We start from the raw sequence: 18,545 nt of genomic DNA, 5'->3' as shown, positions 1-18,545 counted from the left end.
ACGTCACGCCCCCCTCGCCATCACGACAACCCCGCTCATGATCAGCAATGTGCCGATGACCTTGGCCGCGGAGAAGGTGTCATTGAAGACGAGGCGGCCGAGCACGGCCGTTAGCACAAAGCCCAGTGCCACGAACGGATAGGCGAAACTGACCTGCACCTTGGATAGCACCATCAGCCAGACCGCCGCACTGCTGAAATACAGGAAAAGGCCGAGCAATATTAGGGGGTTGAGGGCAATATCGAGCAATGCTGATGCTCGTGCCCCTCCTTCTGCGATCACCCTCTGGGCGGAAGGGGAGTCCATGCCGGCCTTGAGGGCGATCTGCGCAAAGGCGGATATCGTGACGCTAATCAGGATGAGCGCATAAACGTTTTTTACTAGGCTGAGATTTAACAAAGCGCCCTCCCCCGAGTTTGTGTCGCATTCTATTTGTGTAGCAGTGACATTGGATTGCGTCAATTCGGCAGGAAACGCTCTCGGCCGGAAAATCAAAGCAGGAGGGAACAGGAAATTTTAGCTCCCAGTAGCCAAACAACTTTGGTCGGCCCTTGAGCAAGGAGAAGGAGAACGAGAAATGTCAGCAAAGTCGAAAGCGGGGACGCTATTCGCGTGGCCACCTATCGACCGTGCTCAACGGTCATGCAGCGATTTCTGCTGACCTAGCGCTGCGCTTGGAACTCGCCGGTATAAGCACCGGCCGCCAGTGGCTGGCCATGAAGGCAGCCTATGACTTGTGGCAGGCCGAACACCGAGGGCAACCGAATATCGTACGTTTGCATGAAGTGCCAGCGTAAGCCATGAGTAACCACGACCAGAAACGACAAGGGCCTGCATCGCTGCAAGCCCTTGTTTTGTATAGAATTCTTTAAAATATAAAGCTAAATATAGGCGGACATGAAGTCCGGTTCTTTGGAATGGGGTATTTACGCGGCAGTAAATTCTACCGGGAAAGGAATCGCAGCCTGGGCTGTTTGTAATTTGGTCAGGGTTTCACGCACCACTTCCTTGGCAAGGCAGGCGCATTTGCCACATTGGCTGGCTACGCCGGTAGCTTGGCGGACTTCCTTGTAGCTGCAGCAACCTTCATAGATTGCTTCGCGGATTTGTCCGTCGGTGACGCCAGTGCAGAGGCAGACATACATAACTGAAACCGTCGCTGGTTATGACTCAATTGCGATGGATCTTAATGTTAACGAGAATGATTGTCAAAGTGGTTTCTGAAAGCTTTGCGTTATAAGCGAGGGTGACTGACGAACGGTTTTCCTAGGGCAATCTGCCAGTAAGCGTGTCGCCGGGAATTTGGCCTGTCGGTGAAAATCCGTTGAGGACAGCTCAAAAACGCAGTGTATGATGGCCGGTCCTTATGAAGCGGGTGGGTGTCACAGGGCTGTCGCCTGAGGGTGGCAGGCTGGCGCAAACCCGGAACTTCACGTTTTTACACCAGGAGATATTCAATGAGCGTACTCGTAGGCAAGCAAGCCCCTGACTTCACCGTACCAGCCGTACTCGGCAATGGCGAAATCGTCGACAGCTTCACCCTGTCGTCGGCCATCAAAGGCAAATACGGCCTGGTGTTCTTCTACCCGTTGGACTTCACCTTCGTTTGCCCATCCGAGCTGATCGCTCTGGACAACCGCATGTCCGACTTCAAGGCCCGCAACGTTGAAGTGATCGCTGTTTCGATCGACTCGCACTTCACCCACAACGCGTGGCGCAACACCCCGGTCAACAATGGTGGCATCGGCGAAGTTCGCTACACCATGGCAGCTGACCTGAAACACGAAATCGCCAAGGCCTACGATGTTGAATCCGAAGGCGGCGTGGCTTTCCGTGGCGCGTTCCTGATCGACGACAAAGGCGTTGTCCGCTCGCAGATCATCAACGACCTGCCACTGGGCCGTAACATCGAAGAGCTGGTCCGTCTGGTCGACGCTCTGCAATTCCACGAAGAGCACGGCGAAGTTTGCCCTGCCAACTGGAAAAAAGGCGACAAAGGCATGACCGCTTCGACCGAAGGCGTCGCGGCTTACCTGACCGAGAATGCTGCTGCCCTGTAAGGCGCATTCGAGGCACAAAAAAACCGGCCGTTGAGGCCGGTTTTTTTATGGGCGGAGAAGCGGTGATTCCTGTAGGAGCCGGCTTGCTGGCGATCCAGGCGCCTCGGTAATCAGACAAACCGCGGTGGCTGAATCGCCAGCAAGCCGGCTCCTACGAAAAGCCGATCAGTCGTTGTAGTCTTCCCAGCCGCCCATCTGTTTCCAGCGATTGACGATGCCGCAGAACAGCTCGGCCGTCTTCTCTGTGTCGTAGCGAGCCGAGTGAGCCTCGCGACCGTCGAAGTCGATATCGGCGGCCTGACAGGCTTTCGCCAGCACCGTCTGACCGTACGCCAGACCGGCCAGGGTGGCCGTGTCGAAGCTGGAGAACGGATGAAACGGGTTGCGCTTCATGTCCAGGCGCGCAACCGCCGCGTTCAGGAAGCCCAGATCGAAGCTGCTGTTGTGCCCGACCAGAATCGCCCGCTTGCAGCCGTTGGCTTTCAACGCCTTGCGGATGCCGCGGAAAATATCGGTCAGCGCCGCTTCTTCACTCACCGCCATGCGCAGCGGGTGATCGAGTTTGATCCCGGTGAACTCCAGCGCGGCCGCTTCGATGTTGGCGCCTTCAAAAGGCTCGACACGGAAGAAGTAGGTGTGGTCAGGGTATACAAAACCCTTCTCGTCCATGGCGATCGTGGTAGCGGCTATTTCCAGCAAAGCGTCAGTGGCAGAGTTGAAACCACCGGTTTCAACGTCGACAACGACTGGCAGGTATCCACGGAATCGAGCTGCCATCGGGTGGCGTGGACCACCTCCGCCGCCTTGACCGTCCTGTTCGTCGTCGTAATGGTCTTCACTCACGCGTGTTCCTCCAGCAGGCGCCAGCGCAGTTTTTCACCGGCGCGCAGCGGGATAACGGTCAGCTCGCCAAATGGCAGGCTGGTTGGGGCGGTCCACTCGTCGCGGACCAGAGTAATGCGATCGGTGTTCACCGGCAGGCCATAGAAGCGCGGGCCGTTGAGGCTGGCGAAGGCTTCGAGCTTGTCCAGTGCGTTACGTTGTTCGAACGCTTCGGCGTACATCTCGATCGCCGCATAAGCGGTGTAGCAACCGGCACAGCCGCACGCGGCTTCTTTGGCATGCTGGGCGTGAGGCGCCGAGTCGGTGCCGAGGAAGAACTTTTCGCTGCCGCTGGTGGCGGCGTCGAGCAGGGCTTCCTGATGCGTATTGCGCTTGAGGATCGGCAGGCAATAGAAGTGCGGCCGAATCCCGCCCACCAGCATGTGGTTGCGGTTGTACAAGAGGTGATGCGCGGTGATGGTCGCGCCAACGTTGGCCGAAGCCTCGTTGACGAACTGCACGGCGTCCGCGGTGGTGATGTGTTCGAACACCACTTTGAGCGTCGGGAAACGCTCGACCACACGACGCATGTGCTCATCGATGAAGATTTTTTCGCGGTCGAACACGTCGACATCGCCACGGGTGACTTCACCGTGAACCAACAAAGGCATCCCGACTTCGGCCATGGCCTCAAGCGCAGGGAAGATCTTGTCGATGCTGGTGACGCCAGAGTCCGAGTTGGTGGTCGCGCCGGCCGGATACAACTTGGCGGCATGAATGAAACCGCTGGCCTTGGCCTCACGAATTTCTTCGGGCTGGGTGCGGTCGGTCAGGTAAAGGACCATCAACGGTTCGAAACGGCTGCCAGCCGGACGTGCAGCGAGAATCCGCTGGCGATAGCCGTCGGCTTCAGCGGCGTTGCGCACCGGAGGTACCAGGTTGGGCATGATGATGGCGCGACCAAAGGTGCGCGCGACATCCGCAACGGTATTGGTCAACACGGCACCATCGCGAAGATGAATATGCCAGTCGTCGGGACGCAGCAGGGTCAGGCGGTCGGACATGAGGGGATTCCAGGCGGGTCAAACTGAAGGGAATGCTACCGGAAAAGACTCTCTCAGGCACTCGCTATCAAGTTTTGCGGGAAGCTTCCGATATCCAACAGGTATGCCGTAAACATGTGTGTGTCGGTCTTTTTGTTGTAGAAGCCAGTGGAGCCTCCCGTGCGCCAGCGTTATTTAGCCTTGCTCAGCGTGTTTGCCAGCCTTCCCGCGATGGCGCTCACTTTCCAGACCCGTCTGGAGAGCATCGAGTGGACGGTCGAAGGGGACAAGTTCGAGTGCCGCCTGACTCAACCGATCACCGATTTCGGTTCGGGTGAGTTCGTGCGCCGCGCCGGCGAGCAGGCGACGTTTCGTCTGAAAGCCTATAACTCGATGGTCGGCGGCGGCTCGGCGACCCTGCTGGCAGCCGCAGCGCCCTGGCAGCCGGGGCGGGGCGACATCAATCTGGGCTCCGTGCGGATTGGTAGCGGCAATGTGCTGTTCAACAGTTCGCAAGTTCAGGCCGGACGCCTGATCAGTGGCCTGATGGATGGGCGCAGCCCGGTCATTCGACATTCTTCGGGCGATGGCCGGGTGTCGGAAGTGCGGTTGTTGCCGGTCAAGTTCAGCAAGGCGTTCAACGATTATCAAAGCTGTGTGGCGAAGCTGCTGCCGAAGAATTTCGAGCAAGTCAAACAAACGCAGATCGGCTTTCCCGGCGACGGCCTGGATCTCGACGCACAGGCCAAGGCCCAGTTGCAGGTCATGCTGGAATTCATGAAGGCCGATCCGACGGTCAATCACATCGAACTCGACGGCCACTCCGACAACAGCGGCAATCGCCTGGCCAATCGTGACCTGTCGCGGCGTCGGGCCCTGGCGGTCATGGAGTTCTTCAAGGCCAACGGTTTTCAGGAATCGCAGATCACCGTGCGCTTCCACGGCGAGCGTTATCCGTTGGCACCCAACACCAATGCCGCCAATCGGGCGAAGAACCGTCGGGTCAATGTGCACCTGGCGCGGGTCGCACCCACCGAGCAGCCGGCGCCTCAGACAACCGCATCGGCGAACCCCGCGAAGACATACTGAACCGGCTGTCATCGTCGCCCGCTCGACATAATCTGTCGCTTCGTCGTCATAAGCTGTCGCGCCTCTGTAAATTATCCTGCATGACCGGTAGACTTGACGGCTTTCCGTAGAACCCCGTGGAGTGATGGCATGGCGGACGTAAACAAGGTCGTTCTGGCGTATTCCGGCGGCCTGGACACTTCGGTGATCCTCAAGTGGCTGCAGGATACTTATAACTGTGAAGTGGTGACCTTTACCGCTGACCTGGGTCAGGGCGAAGAGGTCGAGCCGGCTCGCGCCAAGGCTCAGGCCATGGGCGTAAAAGAAATCTACATCGACGATCTGCGCGAAGAATTCGTGCGTGACTTCGTATTCCCGATGTTCCGCGCCAACACCGTTTACGAAGGCGAGTACCTGCTGGGTACTTCCATCGCTCGTCCGTTGATCGCCAAACGCCTGATCGAAATCGCCAACGAAACCGGCGCTGACGCCATTTCCCACGGTGCCACCGGCAAGGGTAACGACCAGGTTCGTTTCGAACTGGGCGCTTATGCCTTGAAGCCAGGTGTGAAAGTGATCGCTCCGTGGCGCGAATGGGACCTGCTCTCCCGTGAAAAGCTGATGGATTACGCTGAAAAGCACGCGATCCCGATCGAGCGTCATGGCAAGAAGAAATCCCCGTACTCGATGGATGCCAACCTGCTGCACATCTCCTATGAAGGCGGCGTGCTGGAAGACACCTGGACCGAGCACGAAGAAGACATGTGGAAATGGACCGTCTCCCCGGAGAAGGCTCCTGACAAGGCGCAGTACCTCGAACTGACTTACCGTAACGGCGACATCGTTGCACTGGACGGCGTCGAAATGACTCCGGCCACCGTGCTGGCGACCCTGAACCGTATCGGTGGCGAACACGGTATCGGCCGTCTCGACATCGTCGAGAACCGTTACGTGGGCATGAAGTCCCGTGGCTGCTACGAAACCCCTGGCGGCACCATCATGCTGCGCGCCCACCGTGCGATCGAATCGATCACGCTGGACCGCGAAGTGGCTCACCTCAAAGACGAGCTGATGCCTAAATACGCCAGCCTGATCTACACCGGTTACTGGTGGAGCCCTGAGCGTCTGATGCTGCAACAGATGATCGATGCGTCCCAGGCTCACGTGAACGGCGTCGTGCGCCTGAAGCTGTACAAGGGCAACGTGATCGTCACTGGCCGCAAGTCCGACGAATCGTTGTTCGATGCCAACATCGCGACCTTCGAGGAAGATGGCGGCGCCTACAACCAGGCCGACGCGGCGGGCTTCATCAAGCTCAACGCGCTGCGCATGCGTATCGCGGCAAACAAAGGTCGCAAGCTGTTCTGAGATCTTTGACACGCTGATGGAATGTGTGGCCTTGTCCAGGACAAGGCCACACATTTGAAAACAGGGATTTTCTGTCTGACATTGCGATTCAACATTCTTGTTGTTTTAAATTCCTTCCTGCCCGCCCCCCATTGATCCTAAAGAGCAACTGCCTGCTGTGTGTCAGTCCGGCAATATTGATCAATGACCGTCACGTCACGTGAACTCAAATTGTAAGCAATACAGAACGTTGCGCTGCTGCGTTTTTTTGCGTTTCGGCAAAACTTGAGTGCGCTTTCTTTCAGTAACGTCTCCGACTCGCCAACAACGAGAAACACGACAACGTGTGCCGGATTCCCCTTGGGCTGGCGAAGCTTCTCCAGAAGGGCGCGGAACTCATTTTTTTTGTTCATCCTTCGTGCATCAATGATGTGCAGATCCTTGAGTGACTCGGGCAACCGAATAGGGTACTGAGCCGAGAGACTTGGCTGTAAGCCGATCTCGTCGGGCGGATCTTGCGCGTTACCTGAACGCTCTGCGTTGTCCATCACCTTTATGAAATGCTTTCCCTTTTCAAAGTCGGAAGGCGCGTAAAGCGATCGATAATTGAAGTTAAGGGTGGCGAAGAAAAGAAAAAGCAAATAAAAGGGAAAACTGATCAAAAACCAGATGTAGATCTCTTTATCTTCGTCATCGAGGAAGGGTAGAGAGATGGCGGCCGATGTTTCAGACAGTGTTGCGAATATCGCGATGACTGTCATGGGGTTGGTGATTCGTTGTTTGAGTTTTATCATATTTTTTACTCATATTAGTTCGTCTTTTCTCATTGTGTTAGTTGGTGGTTGTTAGGGGGTAGAGTTTATATGGTAGCGATGGATTTATAGTTCTGATATATCAGTTTTGCTATTCATTTATTGTTAATTGACTTTTGATGTAAGGTTTTGTGTTTGATGTTTCTGGTGTGGTGGGCAGGCCGGGAAATATCAATTACCCTACAAGGGTAGACTAATCGTCGGCGTGTGTCGGATCATCTTGGTCAACTGTTGTTGTGTGGCGCGCTGGTTGTAAGTCGAAACAAAAAACTGTTGAATACTGAAATATCATGAGACAGATAAAGTTTCTGGCGCGCTGTGTTTCAAGATTTTTTGTAAGATTATTCCGCGATGTTTGTAGGGAATGTCTCTCGGTGTGGGTGGCCGGGGGGAGCGGCATGCCATGGGTGAAACGACTAGGCTATTGTGCGGGCTCTAAAAATTCGAACAGCGAAAATTGGACTTGCCCATGAATAAAGTGCTGATCGTGGATGATCACCCCGTCATTCGTCTTGCGGTACGTATGCTGATGGAGCGTCATGGCTACGAAGTCATTGCAGAAACAGATAATGGCGTGGATGCATTGCAACTAGCTCGTGAACATATGCCGGATATTGTCATCCTGGATATTGGAATACCCAAACTGGATGGGCTGGAAGTCATTGCACGTCTGGCATCGGCAGCGATGCCAATGAAAGTACTGATATTGACTTCACAGGCTCCCGGGCATTTTTCGATGCGTTGCATGCAATCCGGTGCTGCAGGATATGTTTGCAAACAACAGGACCTCACTGAGTTGCTCAGTGCAATAAAGGCGGTATTGTCGGGCTACAGTTACTTTCCCAATCAAGCCTTGCATACCGTGCGCTCCAGTCTGGGGAATGCCAGTGAAGCCGATATGGTGGATCGTCTTTCGGGGCGGGAGATGATGGTCTTGCAACAGTTGGCTCGCGGCAAGACCAACAAGGAAATTGCCGATGGAATGTTCCTCAGCAATAAAACCGTCAGTACTTACAAGACGCGGCTGTTGTTGAAACTCAATGCGCGGTCCCTGGTTGACCTGATCGAACTGGCTCAACGCAATGGGTTGGTATGACTGGGCCAGTGCTTGACGGGGCGTAAAGAGTGGGCGTTTTCAAGGTTTCGCACCTAGTAAAAAGCCTCCGTTTCGGGAGGCTTTCAGGTGTCATAGGTCAAAATCGTAATCGGCCAATTGCTTTTGCAGTCGGCGCTCCTCCAGCAGATTGTCGATGGTGCGGCGTTTGCTCAGGTTGGTCTTTGCCACTTCAACCACCGGTTCCGCGTCATCGGCCTCAACGGGTGTGAAGTCGTCTTCTACGTCCAATTGCTCTTTGCCAGTGCTCATAAGGTTAACTCCAGGCTAAGACTGCCTTTGGCGCTCCTTATATCGATAATCGCCTCGCGGGTAAAAAAGATTTTTTCAATCGATAAATCAAAAAACCTAATAGCGCCTCAATCGTCCGAAGTCTTGTGCTTGTATTCGCACAGGTCTTCTATCCGGCAACTGCCGCAGCGAGGCTTGCGAGCCAGGCAAACGTAACGCCCATGAAGAATCAGCCAGTGATGGGAATCGAGCAGATATTCCTTCGGCACGAACTTCATCAGTTTTTTCTCGACCTCGACCACATTCTTGCCGGGAGCGATGCCAGTACGATTGCTGACCCGGAAAATATGCGTGTCCACGGCCATGGTCAGTTGGCGGAACGCAGTATTGAGCACCACGTTGGCAGTCTTGCGGCCGACACCGGGCAACGCTTCGAGCTCTTCACGGGTCTGCGGCACTTCCCCGCCATGGCGTTCCACCAGCAAGCGGCAGGTTTCGATTACATTTTTTGCCTTGCTGTTGAACAGGCCGATGGTCTTGATGTACTCGGACAGACCTTCCACGCCCAGCGCGTAAATCGCCTGCGGCGTATTGGCCACCGGGTAGAGCTTGGCGGTGGCTTTATTGACGCCGACATCGGTCGATTGTGCCGAGAGAATCACCGAGATCAGCAATTCGAATGGCGAGGAGTAGGCCAGTTCGGTCTTCGGCTCCGGGTTGTCTTCATGCAGCCTGCGGAAAATTTCCAGACGTTTTGCGGCATTCATGGGCAGTGCGTTTCCTCGAAAGCGATCAATGTGAGGGAGTCGGGCGGGGCCAGGCTTGCCAGGCGGCGATCAGCAGGCCCAGCAGAATGAATCCGCCAGGTGCCGACGTGGCCAGGCGCAAGCCTGCGTCGCCGAGGATTTCGCGCAGCAGGCCCAGGCCGACCATCAGCGCGCCGAACAGGACACACAGGCGCAGGCGTTCACGCCATGCACTCTGGAAAAAACCGGTGTGTTCCAACACGACGCACTGCAAAGCGATCAGTGCTGCATAAAACCCCGAATGCTGGTGCCATTGAAGTGACCAGACCTGCGCGGCGAGCTCTGCACAACCGGTCAGCGTGGCCGCCAGCAGGACGCCTGCGAACAAGCGAGCCGCCGGGATCAGTCGGGATCGCAAGGCAGCCATGCTCGGACCAAACGCACTGATCACCACGATGAACATCAACCACACACCCAGTGCGGTCACTAACGAGTCAGTGGCGCCGATCAGCGGCGCGAGCATCAGCGAGTTCTGTAAATTCGCGGAATTATTCATGGAGGCCGCTCCCGATCAGCTGACGCGAGTGTTCATCGAAGTAGCGCAGAGCCTCGTGGATCGCATTGATCACGGCTCTGGAGGTAATGGTCGCGCCAGCGATTTGATCAAATTGCCCCTGATCCTTTTTCAACGCCCAACCGCTGTCGGCGGGTTCATTCAAGGATTTGCCAGTGAACGCCTGAAGCCAGGTATTGGGCCAGTCGGCGATACGCGCACCCAGGCCCGGGGTTTCCGATTGTTTCAGGGTCTTGACCCCCAGCAACTTGCCGTTCGCGTCAATGGCAATCAGCAAATCGATGGAGCCCGCATACCCGATCGTCTGGCTGCGCAGCAGGACCGCAACGGGTTGGCCGGCCTTGGTGGCGAGGTAGCCGCCCAGCAAGGTGCTGTTGGTCAACGCCAGGCTATCGAGTTGCAGCGGCTGCTCCAGCGGTTGATTGTCGTAACTGTCGGAGGGCAGCAAATCGAGCAGGTTGCGGCTGTCGATCCGTCGCTGTTCGGCTGCGATACGTGGCGCGCTGCTGTACTGCACAAGGTAGGTTGCGCCAATCCCCAGGCTTGCCAGCAACAGCAGAATCACAACGCTCGACGTTCGGCTCATGGCGAAAGCTGCTCCTGCCTGGACGCGACAAACCGCTCCAGCGCCGGCACGCAAAGATTCATCAACAACACTGCAAACGCAACGCCGTCCGGATAGCCGCCCCAAGTGCGAATCAGGTAAGTCAGCAATCCCACGCCCGCGCCGAACAGCAGTCGGGCGCCAGGGATTTTTGCACCGGACACCGGCTCCGTGACGATAAAGAATGCGCCCAGCATGCTCGCGCCCGTGAGCAGATGAAACAGGGGGGAACCATGGGAGTCGGAGCCCGAGCCGTTCCAGCACAGCAGGCTGATGACGAACAGGCTGGCAAGCATGCCCACCGGCGCATGCCAGCTGAACACCCGCCGTTGCAGCAGAAACAAACCGCCCGCCAGAAACGCCAGGTTGACCCATTCCACGCCGCGTGCGCCGAAGTGACCGAACGCCGGATTACCGGCGAAGAGTTCGTCCATGGTCAGGCTTTTGTTGATTCGCAAGCTGTCCAGCGCCGTGGCCTGGACCCACGCATCCGGCGTCTGGCTGAGGCTGAAACCGAACACTTGCTGCAGACCACCGAGCAGGTCCATGCCGTGGGACGAAGGCCAGTGAGTCATTGGTTGGGGACAGGTCACCAGTACCAAAGCGAAACCGAGCATCGCCGGGTTGAACGGGTTTTTCCCTACACCGCCATACAGTTGTTTGCCGAGCAGTGCGAATGCCGCGGCGCAGACCGTCAGCCACCATGGGCAATACGGCGGCAAAGCCAGGGCCAGCAACGTCGCACTGACCAGCGCGCTGCCATCGCTCAAGGTCGGTTTGATCTGGCGTTTGCGCAGCCACAACACTGCCGCTTCAACGGCCAACGCGGTAACGCCGGCCAGGATCAAATTGATCAACACGCCCCAGCCATACAACCAGAACAGCACCAGCATTCCCGGCACGGTGGCCAGCAACACCAGCTTCATGGCCTGCTGAAGGCGCTCGTCGACCGATTCAAGGGGCGACATAGGCATCCACCTGACGCTCGGCTTCTTGCAGGCGGGCGCGTGCCTTGTCCATTACCTCGGCGGGAGTGTCAGTGCGACGTTCGAGTTTGCTGACATCCGCGCGAGCGTAGGCCAATTCGGTTTTCAGCTGTCGAAGCTGGCTGTCGATGGGGCGTTTTTCGATACGCGCCAAGTCAGGTAAAGGCTGCTCGCTTGCAGTTTCTGCCGCGTGCAGGGCTTTTTCAGCGTCGCCGAGTGCGCGCTCCAGGGCTTCAATTTGCTCGGTCGGCGCGTCACTGGTTTGCGCTTTCTTGAGTTCGGCGCGGCGCATGGCCAACTGTATTTTCGCCCGCTTCAGCTCCGCGTCCTTCACTGGCGCAGCAGGCGCAGCGGCGGGTGGTGCGCTGTTTTCCAACTGCGCCAAGGCGTGTTCAGCGGCGTCGAATTGCTGTTGCAGGACGATCAGTTGCGACTGCTGTTCGAAGGTCGGCGGATGGCCGAACGCCTTGAGCGATTTGTTCAGTTGTGCGCGGCTCATCGCCAGATCGATTTTGGCTTTCTTCAACGCCGCGTCGGCATTGGCCGCTTTCTGCGCACGAACTCTTTCCAGCGCGGCTTGAACCGGGTCGAGTGTTGTCACTTCACTGTGCTGCTGTTGCGCGGCGCGATGTGCCCGGGCTTGACGCTCGGCGAGTTTCTGTTCTTCTTCGCGGTGCAAGCGGGCGTTGCGCTGTTCAAAGCGACGCCGGGCGTGATTGCGTTTGACGGCACGCGCCTGTTGTTCTTCAGGGCTGAATGCCAGGCCACCAACAATCGGCAACACCGTGGCCAGCGGTAACGGCCGCATTTCGATGCAGTCCACCGGGCAAGGAGCCACGCAAAGGTCGCAACCGGTGCATTCGTCGATGATCACCGTGTGCATCAATTTCGCTGCGCCGACGATGGCGTCTACCGGGCAGGCCTGAATGCACTTGGTGCAACCGATGCACTCGGCTTCGCGGATGTAGGCGATTTGCGCCGGGGCCGAACCGCGACTGACGTCCAGCTCCAGCACCGGCACTTTCAGCAATTGAGCCAGGGCTGCGATGGTTTCGCTGCCGCCGGGCGGGCACTTGTTGATCGGCTCGCCGCTGGCGATGCCTTCTGCGTACGGCTTGCATCCGGGATGGCCACATTTGCCGCACTGGGTCTGCGGCAAGAGGGCGTCGATGCGTTGAATCAGACTCATGTTTTGATCAGTCCGCTGAAACCGAGAAAAGCCACTGCGATCAGTCCGGCGCCGATCAGGTCGATCGGCAGGCCGCGAAAGGGCAGGGGAACATCGTTATCGAGGGTGCGCTGGCGCAAGTCGCTGAACAGACTCAGCACCAGCCAGAACCCCAGCCCGGCGCCGAGGCTCAGGGCTGTGGCGTGGAAAAATCCGCGGTTTTCCTGGGCGTTGATCAGCGCCAGACCGAGCACGCCGGCATTGCCGAGCAGCAGCGGCCAGAGCCCTTCGAACGAAAACGTCGAAAACACTTTCGGCAGCAGCTTCAGCAGCGGTGTGATCAACAACACGCTCAGCGGCAGAAACGCGAACAAACGCAGCGAAGTCAGCTCAAGCGGCGCCAGTAGCCAGTGGTAGAGCGCGTAGCCGAGCATTCCGACGATCAGCATCAGGCACGTCGTCGCAATGCCCAGCGCATGCACCTGACGGCGCTCGGAGCCCAGCAGCGGATCGACGCCCAGCGGCCAGTGCAACACGACGTTGTTGATCAGGGCAGCGCTGATAAGCGTAAGAAGCATCTCGGTCATGATCGTGCCGGAAGAAAGAAGCCTTGCTAACAAGGTTAGGCATTATCCGGCAAGGAAGGAGGGGGGGCCAGACATGAAAATCCCACAGTCGCGTTGGGCACGACTGTGGGATCGGTTTGCCGCAGGATCTTACTTGATACGCTGACCTGGCTTGGCACCGCTGTCGGGGCTGAGCAGGTAGATTTCTTCACCGCCAGGACCGGCCGCCATCACCATACCTTCGGAGATGCCGAACTTCATTTTCCGTGGCTTGAGGTTGGCGATCATCATGGTCAGGCGACCATCGAGCTTGGACGGGTCCGGGTAAGCGCTCTTGATCCCGGAGAACACGTTGCGTTGCTCGTCACCGATGTCGAGGGTCAGGCGCAGCAGCTTGTCGGCGCCTTCCACGGCTTCGGCCTTGACGATCAGCGCAACGCGCAGGTCGACGGCGGCAAACGCATCGAATTCGATCTCTGGCGACAGCGGATCCTTCGCCAGTTCGCCGTTGCCGGCAGGTGCAGCTTCGCCGGTGTCGGTCTGGCTGGCGGTCAGGTCTTCTTTCGAAGCGTCGGTCATGGCTTGCACTTTCACCGGGTCGATGCGGGTCATCAGCGGCTTGAACTCGTTCAACTGGTGGTTGCTGAGCAGGGTCGCGTGATCGTTCCAGGTCAGCGGCGCGACGTTGAGGAACGCCTCGGCATCGGCGGCCAGCAGTGGCAGCACCGGTTTGAGGAAGATCACCAGTTGGCGGAACAGGTTGATGCCCAGCGCGCAGATCGCCTGGACTTCGTCGTGCTTGCCTTCCTGTTTGTTCAGCGACCAAGGCGCCTTGTCGGCGATCCAGGCGTTGGCGCGGTCGGCCAGGCCCATGATTTCGCGCATGGCACGGGCAAAGTCGCGAGCCTCGTAGGCTTCGGCAATGCTTGGCGCTGCGGCGAGGAAAGCTTCGGTCAGTTCTGGCGCGGCGTTACCGGCCACCAGCACGCCGGCGTTGCCTTTGTGGATGAAACCGGCGCAGCGGCTGGCGATGTTGACGACTTTGCCGACGAGGTCGGAGTTGACCTTCTGCACGAAGTCTTCGAGGTTCAGGTCGAGGTCGTCGACGCCACGTCCCAGTTTGGCCGCGTAGTAATAACGCAGGTATTCCGGCGACAGGTGATCCAGGTAGGTCCGGGCCTTGATGAAGGTGCCGCGGGACTTGGACATTTTCTGACCATTGACGGTCAGGTAGCCGTGCACGTTGATGCCGGTCGGTTTACGGAAACCGGCGCCTTCGAGCATCGCTGGCCAGAAGAGGGCGTGGAAGTTGACGATGTCCTTGCCGATGAAGTGGTACAGCTCGGCGGTGGAATCCTTGCCCCAGAACGCATCGAAATCCAGTTCCGGCGTGCGGTTGCACAAGTTCTTGAAACTGGCCATGTAACCGATTGGCGCGTCCAGCCAGACGTAGAAGTACTTGCCCGGCTCGCCTGGAATTTCGAAACCGAAGTACGGCGCATCACGGGAGATATCCCACTGTTGCAGGCCGGCATCCAGCCATTCGGCGATCTTGTTCGCGACGGCGTCTTGCAGCGTGCCGCTGCGGGTCCAGGTTTGCAGCATTTCCTGGAAGTCCGGCAGTTTGAAGAAGAAGTGCTGGGAATCCTTGAGCACCGGGGTGGCGCCAGAGATGGCCGACTTCGGATCCTTCAAGTCAGTCGGTGCATAGGTCGCGCCGCATTTCTCGCAGTTGTCGCCGTACTGGTCTTCGGTGCCGCATTTCGGGCAGGTGCCCTTGATGAAACGGTCGGCCAGGAACATTTTCTTTTCCGGGTCGAAATACTGCGTGATCGAGCGCGTGGCGATGTGCCCGGCGTCGCGCAGCTTCAGGTAGATCTGGCTCGACAGCTCACGGTTTTCTTCGGCGTGAGTGGAGTGGAAGTTGTCGAAGTCCACCAGGAACTCGGCAAAGTCGGCGCTATGTTCAGCCTGGACGTTGGCGATCAGTTGTTCCGGGGTGATGCCTTCCTTTTCCGCGCGCAGCATGATCGCCGAACCGTGGGCGTCGTCGGCGCAGACATAAATGCATTGGTTGCCGCGGTGCTTCTGGAAGCGCACCCACATATCGGTCTGGATGTATTCCAGCATGTGGCCAAGATGGATCGAACCATTGGCATAGGGCAGGGCGCTGGTGACGAGGATCTTGCGTGGCTCGGACATGGGGCTCGGCTACTTGATGAAACGGAGGTCGGCCACTATAAAGCGCCGGCGCATATTTTTCACCCCGTGCGCCTGTTTCATTGGATGAGTAACAGGGATTCATGCATCGGATTGCGTCCTTGTAGGAGCCAGGCTTGCCGGCGAAGACTGACCTGAGGACACCATCGCTGGCAAACCGGGCTCCTACAGATCTTTTCGGCGTGCCGCCAAACGATCAGAACAGGTACGATACCCGCCTGATTTTCCAGTCTTGCTATCGGAGTTGCCCATGAGCGCCGTCAATCGCGCAGCGGTGGAAGCCGTCCTTCGCCAATACACCGACCCTTACCTGAACCAGGACCCGGTCAGCGCCGGGTGCGTGCGCAACATCGACATCCAGGGTGATCGCGTCAGCGTCCAGCTGGAGTTGGGTTACGCCGCCGGCCTGTTCAAAAGTGGCTGGGCGCAGATGCTGCAGATGGCCATCGAAGGCCTCGACGGCGTCACCAGCGCTCGCGTTGATATCACCAGTGTGATCGCCGCACACAAGGCTCAGGCACAGATCCCGGGCCTGGCCAACGTCAAGAACGTCGTGGCCGTGGCATCCGGCAAGGGCGGCGTGGGCAAGTCCACCACCGCCGCCAACCTCGCGTTGGCCCTGGCCCGCGAAGGCGCGAAGGTGGGGATTCTGGATGCGGACATTTACGGTCCGAGCCAGGGCATCATGTTCGGCATTCCCGAAGGCACCCGACCAAAGGTCAAGGATCAGAAGTGGTTCGTGCCGATTGAGTCCCATGGCGTCGAAGTGATGTCCATGGCGTTTTTGACCGACGACAATACGCCGATGGTCTGGCGCGGGCCGATGGTCTCTGGCGCACTGTTGCAACTGGTGACACAAACCGCCTGGGGCGATCTGGATTACCTGGTCATCGACATGCCGCCTGGCACCGGCGACATCCAGCTGACCCTGGCGCAGAAAGTCCCGGTGGCCGGCGCTGTCATCGTTACCACCCCACAAGACCTGGCGTTGCTGGACGCGCGCAAAGGCGTGGAGATGTTCCGCAAGGTCAACATCCCGGTGCTGGGCGTGGTGGAAAACATGGCGGTGCACATCTGCTCGAACTGCGGGCATGCCGAGCATCTGTTCGGTGAGGGCGGGGGCGTGAAGCTGGCCAGCCAGTATGGCGTCGAGCTGCTGGCCTCTTTGCCGCTGGCGATGGCCATTCGTGAACAGGCCGATGGCGGCAAGCCAACGGTCATTGCCGAGCCGGACAGCCCGATCGCGCTGGTGTATCAGGAACTCGCCCGCCACGTCGGCGCGCGGATCGTGTTGCAGGAAGCGGCGACCCCGGCGATGCCGAACATCACCATCAGCGACGATTAAACGCGATCCAATTGTGGGAGCGAGCCTGCTCGCGATGGCGGATTAACATTCAACGGATGCGTTGACTGGCACACCGTTATCGCGAGCAGGCTCGCTCCCACATTGGTTTGCGGTGTTGGTCAGATCCGCAACCCGCCATCCATTTCCAGGATCCGGCCGGTGTAGTAGTCGTTCTCGAAAATGTACGCCGCCGAATGGGCGATTTCTTCCGGCTTGCCCATGCGCTTGAGCGGAATCCCGGACGTCATTTTCTCCAGCGCTTCAGGCTTCATGCCCAGCGTCATCTCGGTCTCGATAAAGCCCGGTGCAATGCCCGCAACGCGGATGCCGTAACGTGCCAATTCCTTTGCCCAAGTGACGGTCGCCGCAGCAACCCCGGCCTTGGCCGCCGAGTAGTTGGTCTGGCCGACGTTGCCGGCGCGGGAGATCGACGAGATGTTGATGATCGCGCCGCTATTCTTCAGCTCGACCATTTTCGCCGCGACTTCGCGGGTGCACAGGAATACGCCGGTCAGGTTAACGTCGATGACCGCCTGCCATTGGGCCAGGCTCATCTTGGTCATCTCGCCGTCCTTGACCTTCAACAGCAGCCCGTCACGCAGGATCCCTGCGTTGTTGATCAGCCCATGGATCGCGCCGAAATCTTCGGCCACCTGGGCGACCATGTGCGTCACTTGCTCTTCATTCGCGACATTGCACAGGTAGGCGCGGGCCTCGACGCCCTTGGCCTTGCACGCGGCAACGGCGTCATCGAGCTTTTCCTGGTTCAGGTCAACCAGCGCAAGCTTCGCGCCTTTGCCGGCTAAATACTCGGCCATCGAACGGCCTAAACCCTGGCAACCGCCAGTGATAATGATTACTTTGTCAGTGAGTTGCATTCGCGTGCCCCAGTTGCAGGTTGGAGTGGTCTTCCTTCTAGAGAGCCTCTCGATCTGCACCTGATGTGGCCTGGTTGCACATGAGAACTGCCCCGATGGCGGACTGGAACTTTCAGCAGTCGCCTGTCCGTTTTTTCGACGGATTCTATATAAGGAGTCATAAATTGAGCGTTGAAGCGGCCAAGAATGCCCGAGAATTGCTTCTCAAGGAATACCGCGGAGTGCTGTCGACGCACTCCAAGGCGATGCCCGGTTTCCCGTTTGGCTCCGTGGTTCCTTACTGTCTGGACGAGCAGGGCCGGCCGCTGATCCTGATCAGCCGCATCGCCCAGCACACCCACAACCTGCAGAAAGACCCGAAGTGTTCGCTGTTCGTCGGTGAGCGCGGGGCCGAGGACGTGCAAGCGGTCGGCCGCCTGACGTACCTCGCCGAAGCGGAAAAACTCGAGGACGCGGCTGCGATTGAAGTGGCCGCCGAGCGCTACTACCGTTACTTCCCGGATTCGCAGAATTATCACAAAGCCCACGATTTCGATTTCTGGGTGCTTAAACCCGTGCGTCACCGTTACATCGGTGGCTTCGGCGCGATTCATTGGGTCGATCAACTGACGTTGGCCAATCCGTTCGCCGGCAAGGCCGAGGTGAGCATGGTCGAGCACATGAACGCCGATCACGCCAAAGCCATCGCCCACTACATCGAACTGGCGGGGCTGCCGAAAACCGAGCCGGCGCAACTGGCCGGGATCGACACTGAAGGCATGCACCTGCGCATTGGCCAGGCGCTGTACTGGCTACCGTTTCAAGCCCCGTGTAATACGCCGACACAAGTTCGGGAAGCCTTGGTTTTCCTGGCTCACGCCGAACATTGGCCGAAAAATGAAGTGGCCGGCGCTTGAATTCACGAAAGGGCGACGTCATCTAGGGAAGACTGGCAAGGCATTCTTGCGTTGAGGAACCATTT

The 18,545-nt window shown here is 58.1% G+C and carries 20 protein-coding genes; 6 read left to right on the top strand and 14 right to left on the bottom strand.

Annotated elements, in window-relative coordinates; all coding sequences use genetic code 11:
- Window positions 1-3 precede the first annotated feature (3 nt).
- On the bottom strand, window positions 4-399 hold the full coding sequence (locus J4E42_RS18915; protein WP_008036437.1) for an EamA family transporter: 396 nt from the start codon (window positions 397-399) through the stop codon (window positions 4-6).
- A gap of 527 nt (window positions 400-926) precedes the next feature.
- Window positions 927-1,145, bottom strand: coding sequence for a bacterioferritin-associated ferredoxin (locus tag J4E42_RS18910; protein ID WP_008032160.1), 219 nt, complete (start codon window positions 1,143-1,145; stop codon window positions 927-929).
- Window positions 1,146-1,457: 312 nt separating this feature from the next.
- Here J4E42_RS18910 and J4E42_RS18905 point away from each other — a divergent pair, with 312 nt between their 5' ends.
- A complete protein-coding gene (locus J4E42_RS18905; RefSeq protein WP_008032158.1) occupies window positions 1,458-2,060 on the top strand; it encodes a peroxiredoxin in 603 nt (200 codons plus the stop codon).
- A gap of 165 nt (window positions 2,061-2,225) precedes the next feature.
- Here the strand turns inward: J4E42_RS18905 and rnt are convergent, their stop codons facing one another.
- Both rnt and pyrC read right to left on the bottom strand, forming a co-directional pair.
- Entirely contained in the window at window positions 2,226-2,903 is a 678-nt protein-coding gene (rnt, locus tag J4E42_RS18900; RefSeq protein WP_008036438.1) for a ribonuclease T, read from the bottom strand.
- The gene (gene pyrC / locus J4E42_RS18895) at window positions 2,900-3,946 is read right to left on the bottom strand and encodes a dihydroorotase (protein WP_008036439.1); all 1,047 of its coding nucleotides are present in this window, start codon (window positions 3,944-3,946) and stop codon (window positions 2,900-2,902) included. The genes rnt and pyrC overlap by 4 nt, the downstream gene beginning before the upstream one ends.
- 159 nt (window positions 3,947-4,105) lie before the next feature.
- Here pyrC and J4E42_RS18890 point away from each other — a divergent pair, with 159 nt between their 5' ends.
- Window positions 4,106-5,014, top strand: a complete 909-nt coding sequence (locus J4E42_RS18890) for an OmpA family protein (protein WP_207285860.1) — start codon at window positions 4,106-4,108, stop codon at window positions 5,012-5,014.
- 129 nt (window positions 5,015-5,143) lie between these two features.
- Window positions 5,144-6,361, top strand: a complete 1,218-nt coding sequence (locus tag J4E42_RS18885; protein ID WP_008032151.1) for an argininosuccinate synthase — start codon at window positions 5,144-5,146, stop codon at window positions 6,359-6,361.
- A 137-nt stretch (window positions 6,362-6,498) separates the two neighbouring features.
- On the opposite strand, the gene J4E42_RS18880 is transcribed toward J4E42_RS18885, so the two are convergent.
- The gene (locus J4E42_RS18880) at window positions 6,499-7,134 is read right to left on the bottom strand and encodes a hypothetical protein (RefSeq protein WP_207285859.1); all 636 of its coding nucleotides are present in this window, start codon (window positions 7,132-7,134) and stop codon (window positions 6,499-6,501) included.
- Between the two features lie 487 nt (window positions 7,135-7,621).
- Between J4E42_RS18880 and J4E42_RS18875 the strand changes: the two genes are divergently transcribed.
- A complete protein-coding gene (locus tag J4E42_RS18875; RefSeq protein WP_008032148.1) occupies window positions 7,622-8,248 on the top strand; it encodes a response regulator transcription factor in 627 nt (208 codons plus the stop codon).
- A 90-nt stretch (window positions 8,249-8,338) separates the two neighbouring features.
- On the opposite strand, the gene J4E42_RS18870 is transcribed toward J4E42_RS18875, so the two are convergent.
- From J4E42_RS18870 to metG, 8 genes are all read right to left on the bottom strand, one after another.
- The gene (locus tag J4E42_RS18870; protein ID WP_007898493.1) at window positions 8,339-8,518 is read right to left on the bottom strand and encodes a PA3496 family putative envelope integrity protein; all 180 of its coding nucleotides are present in this window, start codon (window positions 8,516-8,518) and stop codon (window positions 8,339-8,341) included.
- A 107-nt stretch (window positions 8,519-8,625) separates the two neighbouring features.
- Window positions 8,626-9,264 carry an endonuclease III gene (nth, locus tag J4E42_RS18865; RefSeq protein ID WP_008032146.1) on the bottom strand — a complete coding sequence of 213 codons (639 nt, stop codon included), beginning with the start codon at window positions 9,262-9,264 and terminating at the stop codon, window positions 8,626-8,628.
- Window positions 9,265-9,289: 25 nt separating this feature from the next.
- Window positions 9,290-9,799, bottom strand: a complete 510-nt coding sequence (locus J4E42_RS18860) for an Rnf-Nqr domain containing protein (protein WP_207285858.1) — start codon at window positions 9,797-9,799, stop codon at window positions 9,290-9,292.
- Window positions 9,792-10,403, bottom strand: a complete 612-nt coding sequence (locus J4E42_RS18855; protein ID WP_207285857.1) for an RnfABCDGE type electron transport complex subunit G — start codon at window positions 10,401-10,403, stop codon at window positions 9,792-9,794. The genes J4E42_RS18860 and J4E42_RS18855 overlap by 8 nt, the downstream gene beginning before the upstream one ends.
- Window positions 10,400-11,389 carry an RnfABCDGE type electron transport complex subunit D gene (locus J4E42_RS18850; RefSeq protein WP_207285856.1) on the bottom strand — a complete coding sequence of 330 codons (990 nt, stop codon included), beginning with the start codon at window positions 11,387-11,389 and terminating at the stop codon, window positions 10,400-10,402. The genes J4E42_RS18855 and J4E42_RS18850 overlap by 4 nt, the downstream gene beginning before the upstream one ends.
- Entirely contained in the window at window positions 11,376-12,596 is a 1,221-nt protein-coding gene (rsxB, locus tag J4E42_RS18845; protein ID WP_207285855.1) for an electron transport complex subunit RsxB, read from the bottom strand. Before rsxB ends, J4E42_RS18850 begins: the two co-directional genes overlap by 14 nt.
- Entirely contained in the window at window positions 12,593-13,162 is a 570-nt protein-coding gene (locus tag J4E42_RS18840) for an electron transport complex protein RnfA (RefSeq protein WP_207285854.1), read from the bottom strand. Before J4E42_RS18840 ends, rsxB begins: the two co-directional genes overlap by 4 nt.
- A 129-nt stretch (window positions 13,163-13,291) precedes the next feature.
- The gene (gene metG / locus J4E42_RS18835) at window positions 13,292-15,343 is read right to left on the bottom strand and encodes a methionine--tRNA ligase (protein WP_207285853.1); all 2,052 of its coding nucleotides are present in this window, start codon (window positions 15,341-15,343) and stop codon (window positions 13,292-13,294) included.
- 268 nt (window positions 15,344-15,611) lie between these two features.
- Here metG and apbC point away from each other — a divergent pair, with 268 nt between their 5' ends.
- Complete coding sequence (gene apbC / locus J4E42_RS18830; RefSeq protein WP_192417145.1) at window positions 15,612-16,706, top strand: iron-sulfur cluster carrier protein ApbC; 1,095 nt, start codon at window positions 15,612-15,614, stop codon at window positions 16,704-16,706.
- Window positions 16,707-16,825: 119 nt separating this feature from the next.
- On the opposite strand, the gene J4E42_RS18825 is transcribed toward apbC, so the two are convergent.
- Window positions 16,826-17,584, bottom strand: coding sequence for an SDR family oxidoreductase (locus tag J4E42_RS18825; protein ID WP_032832292.1), 759 nt, complete (start codon window positions 17,582-17,584; stop codon window positions 16,826-16,828).
- Between the two features lie 164 nt (window positions 17,585-17,748).
- Between J4E42_RS18825 and J4E42_RS18820 the strand changes: the two genes are divergently transcribed.
- Window positions 17,749-18,480: a HugZ family protein gene (locus tag J4E42_RS18820; RefSeq protein WP_207285852.1), complete on the top strand. Its 732-nt coding sequence runs from the start codon at window positions 17,749-17,751 to the stop codon at window positions 18,478-18,480.
- The last annotated feature ends 65 nt before the right edge of the window (window positions 18,481-18,545 follow it).

The organism is Pseudomonas sp. FW300-N2A2 (assembly GCF_017351735.1).
GTDB lineage: Bacteria > Pseudomonadota > Gammaproteobacteria > Pseudomonadales > Pseudomonadaceae > Aquipseudomonas > Aquipseudomonas migulae.
Note: the sequence above shows the minus strand (reverse complement) of the source record. Positions and strands in the feature narration are given on the sequence as shown.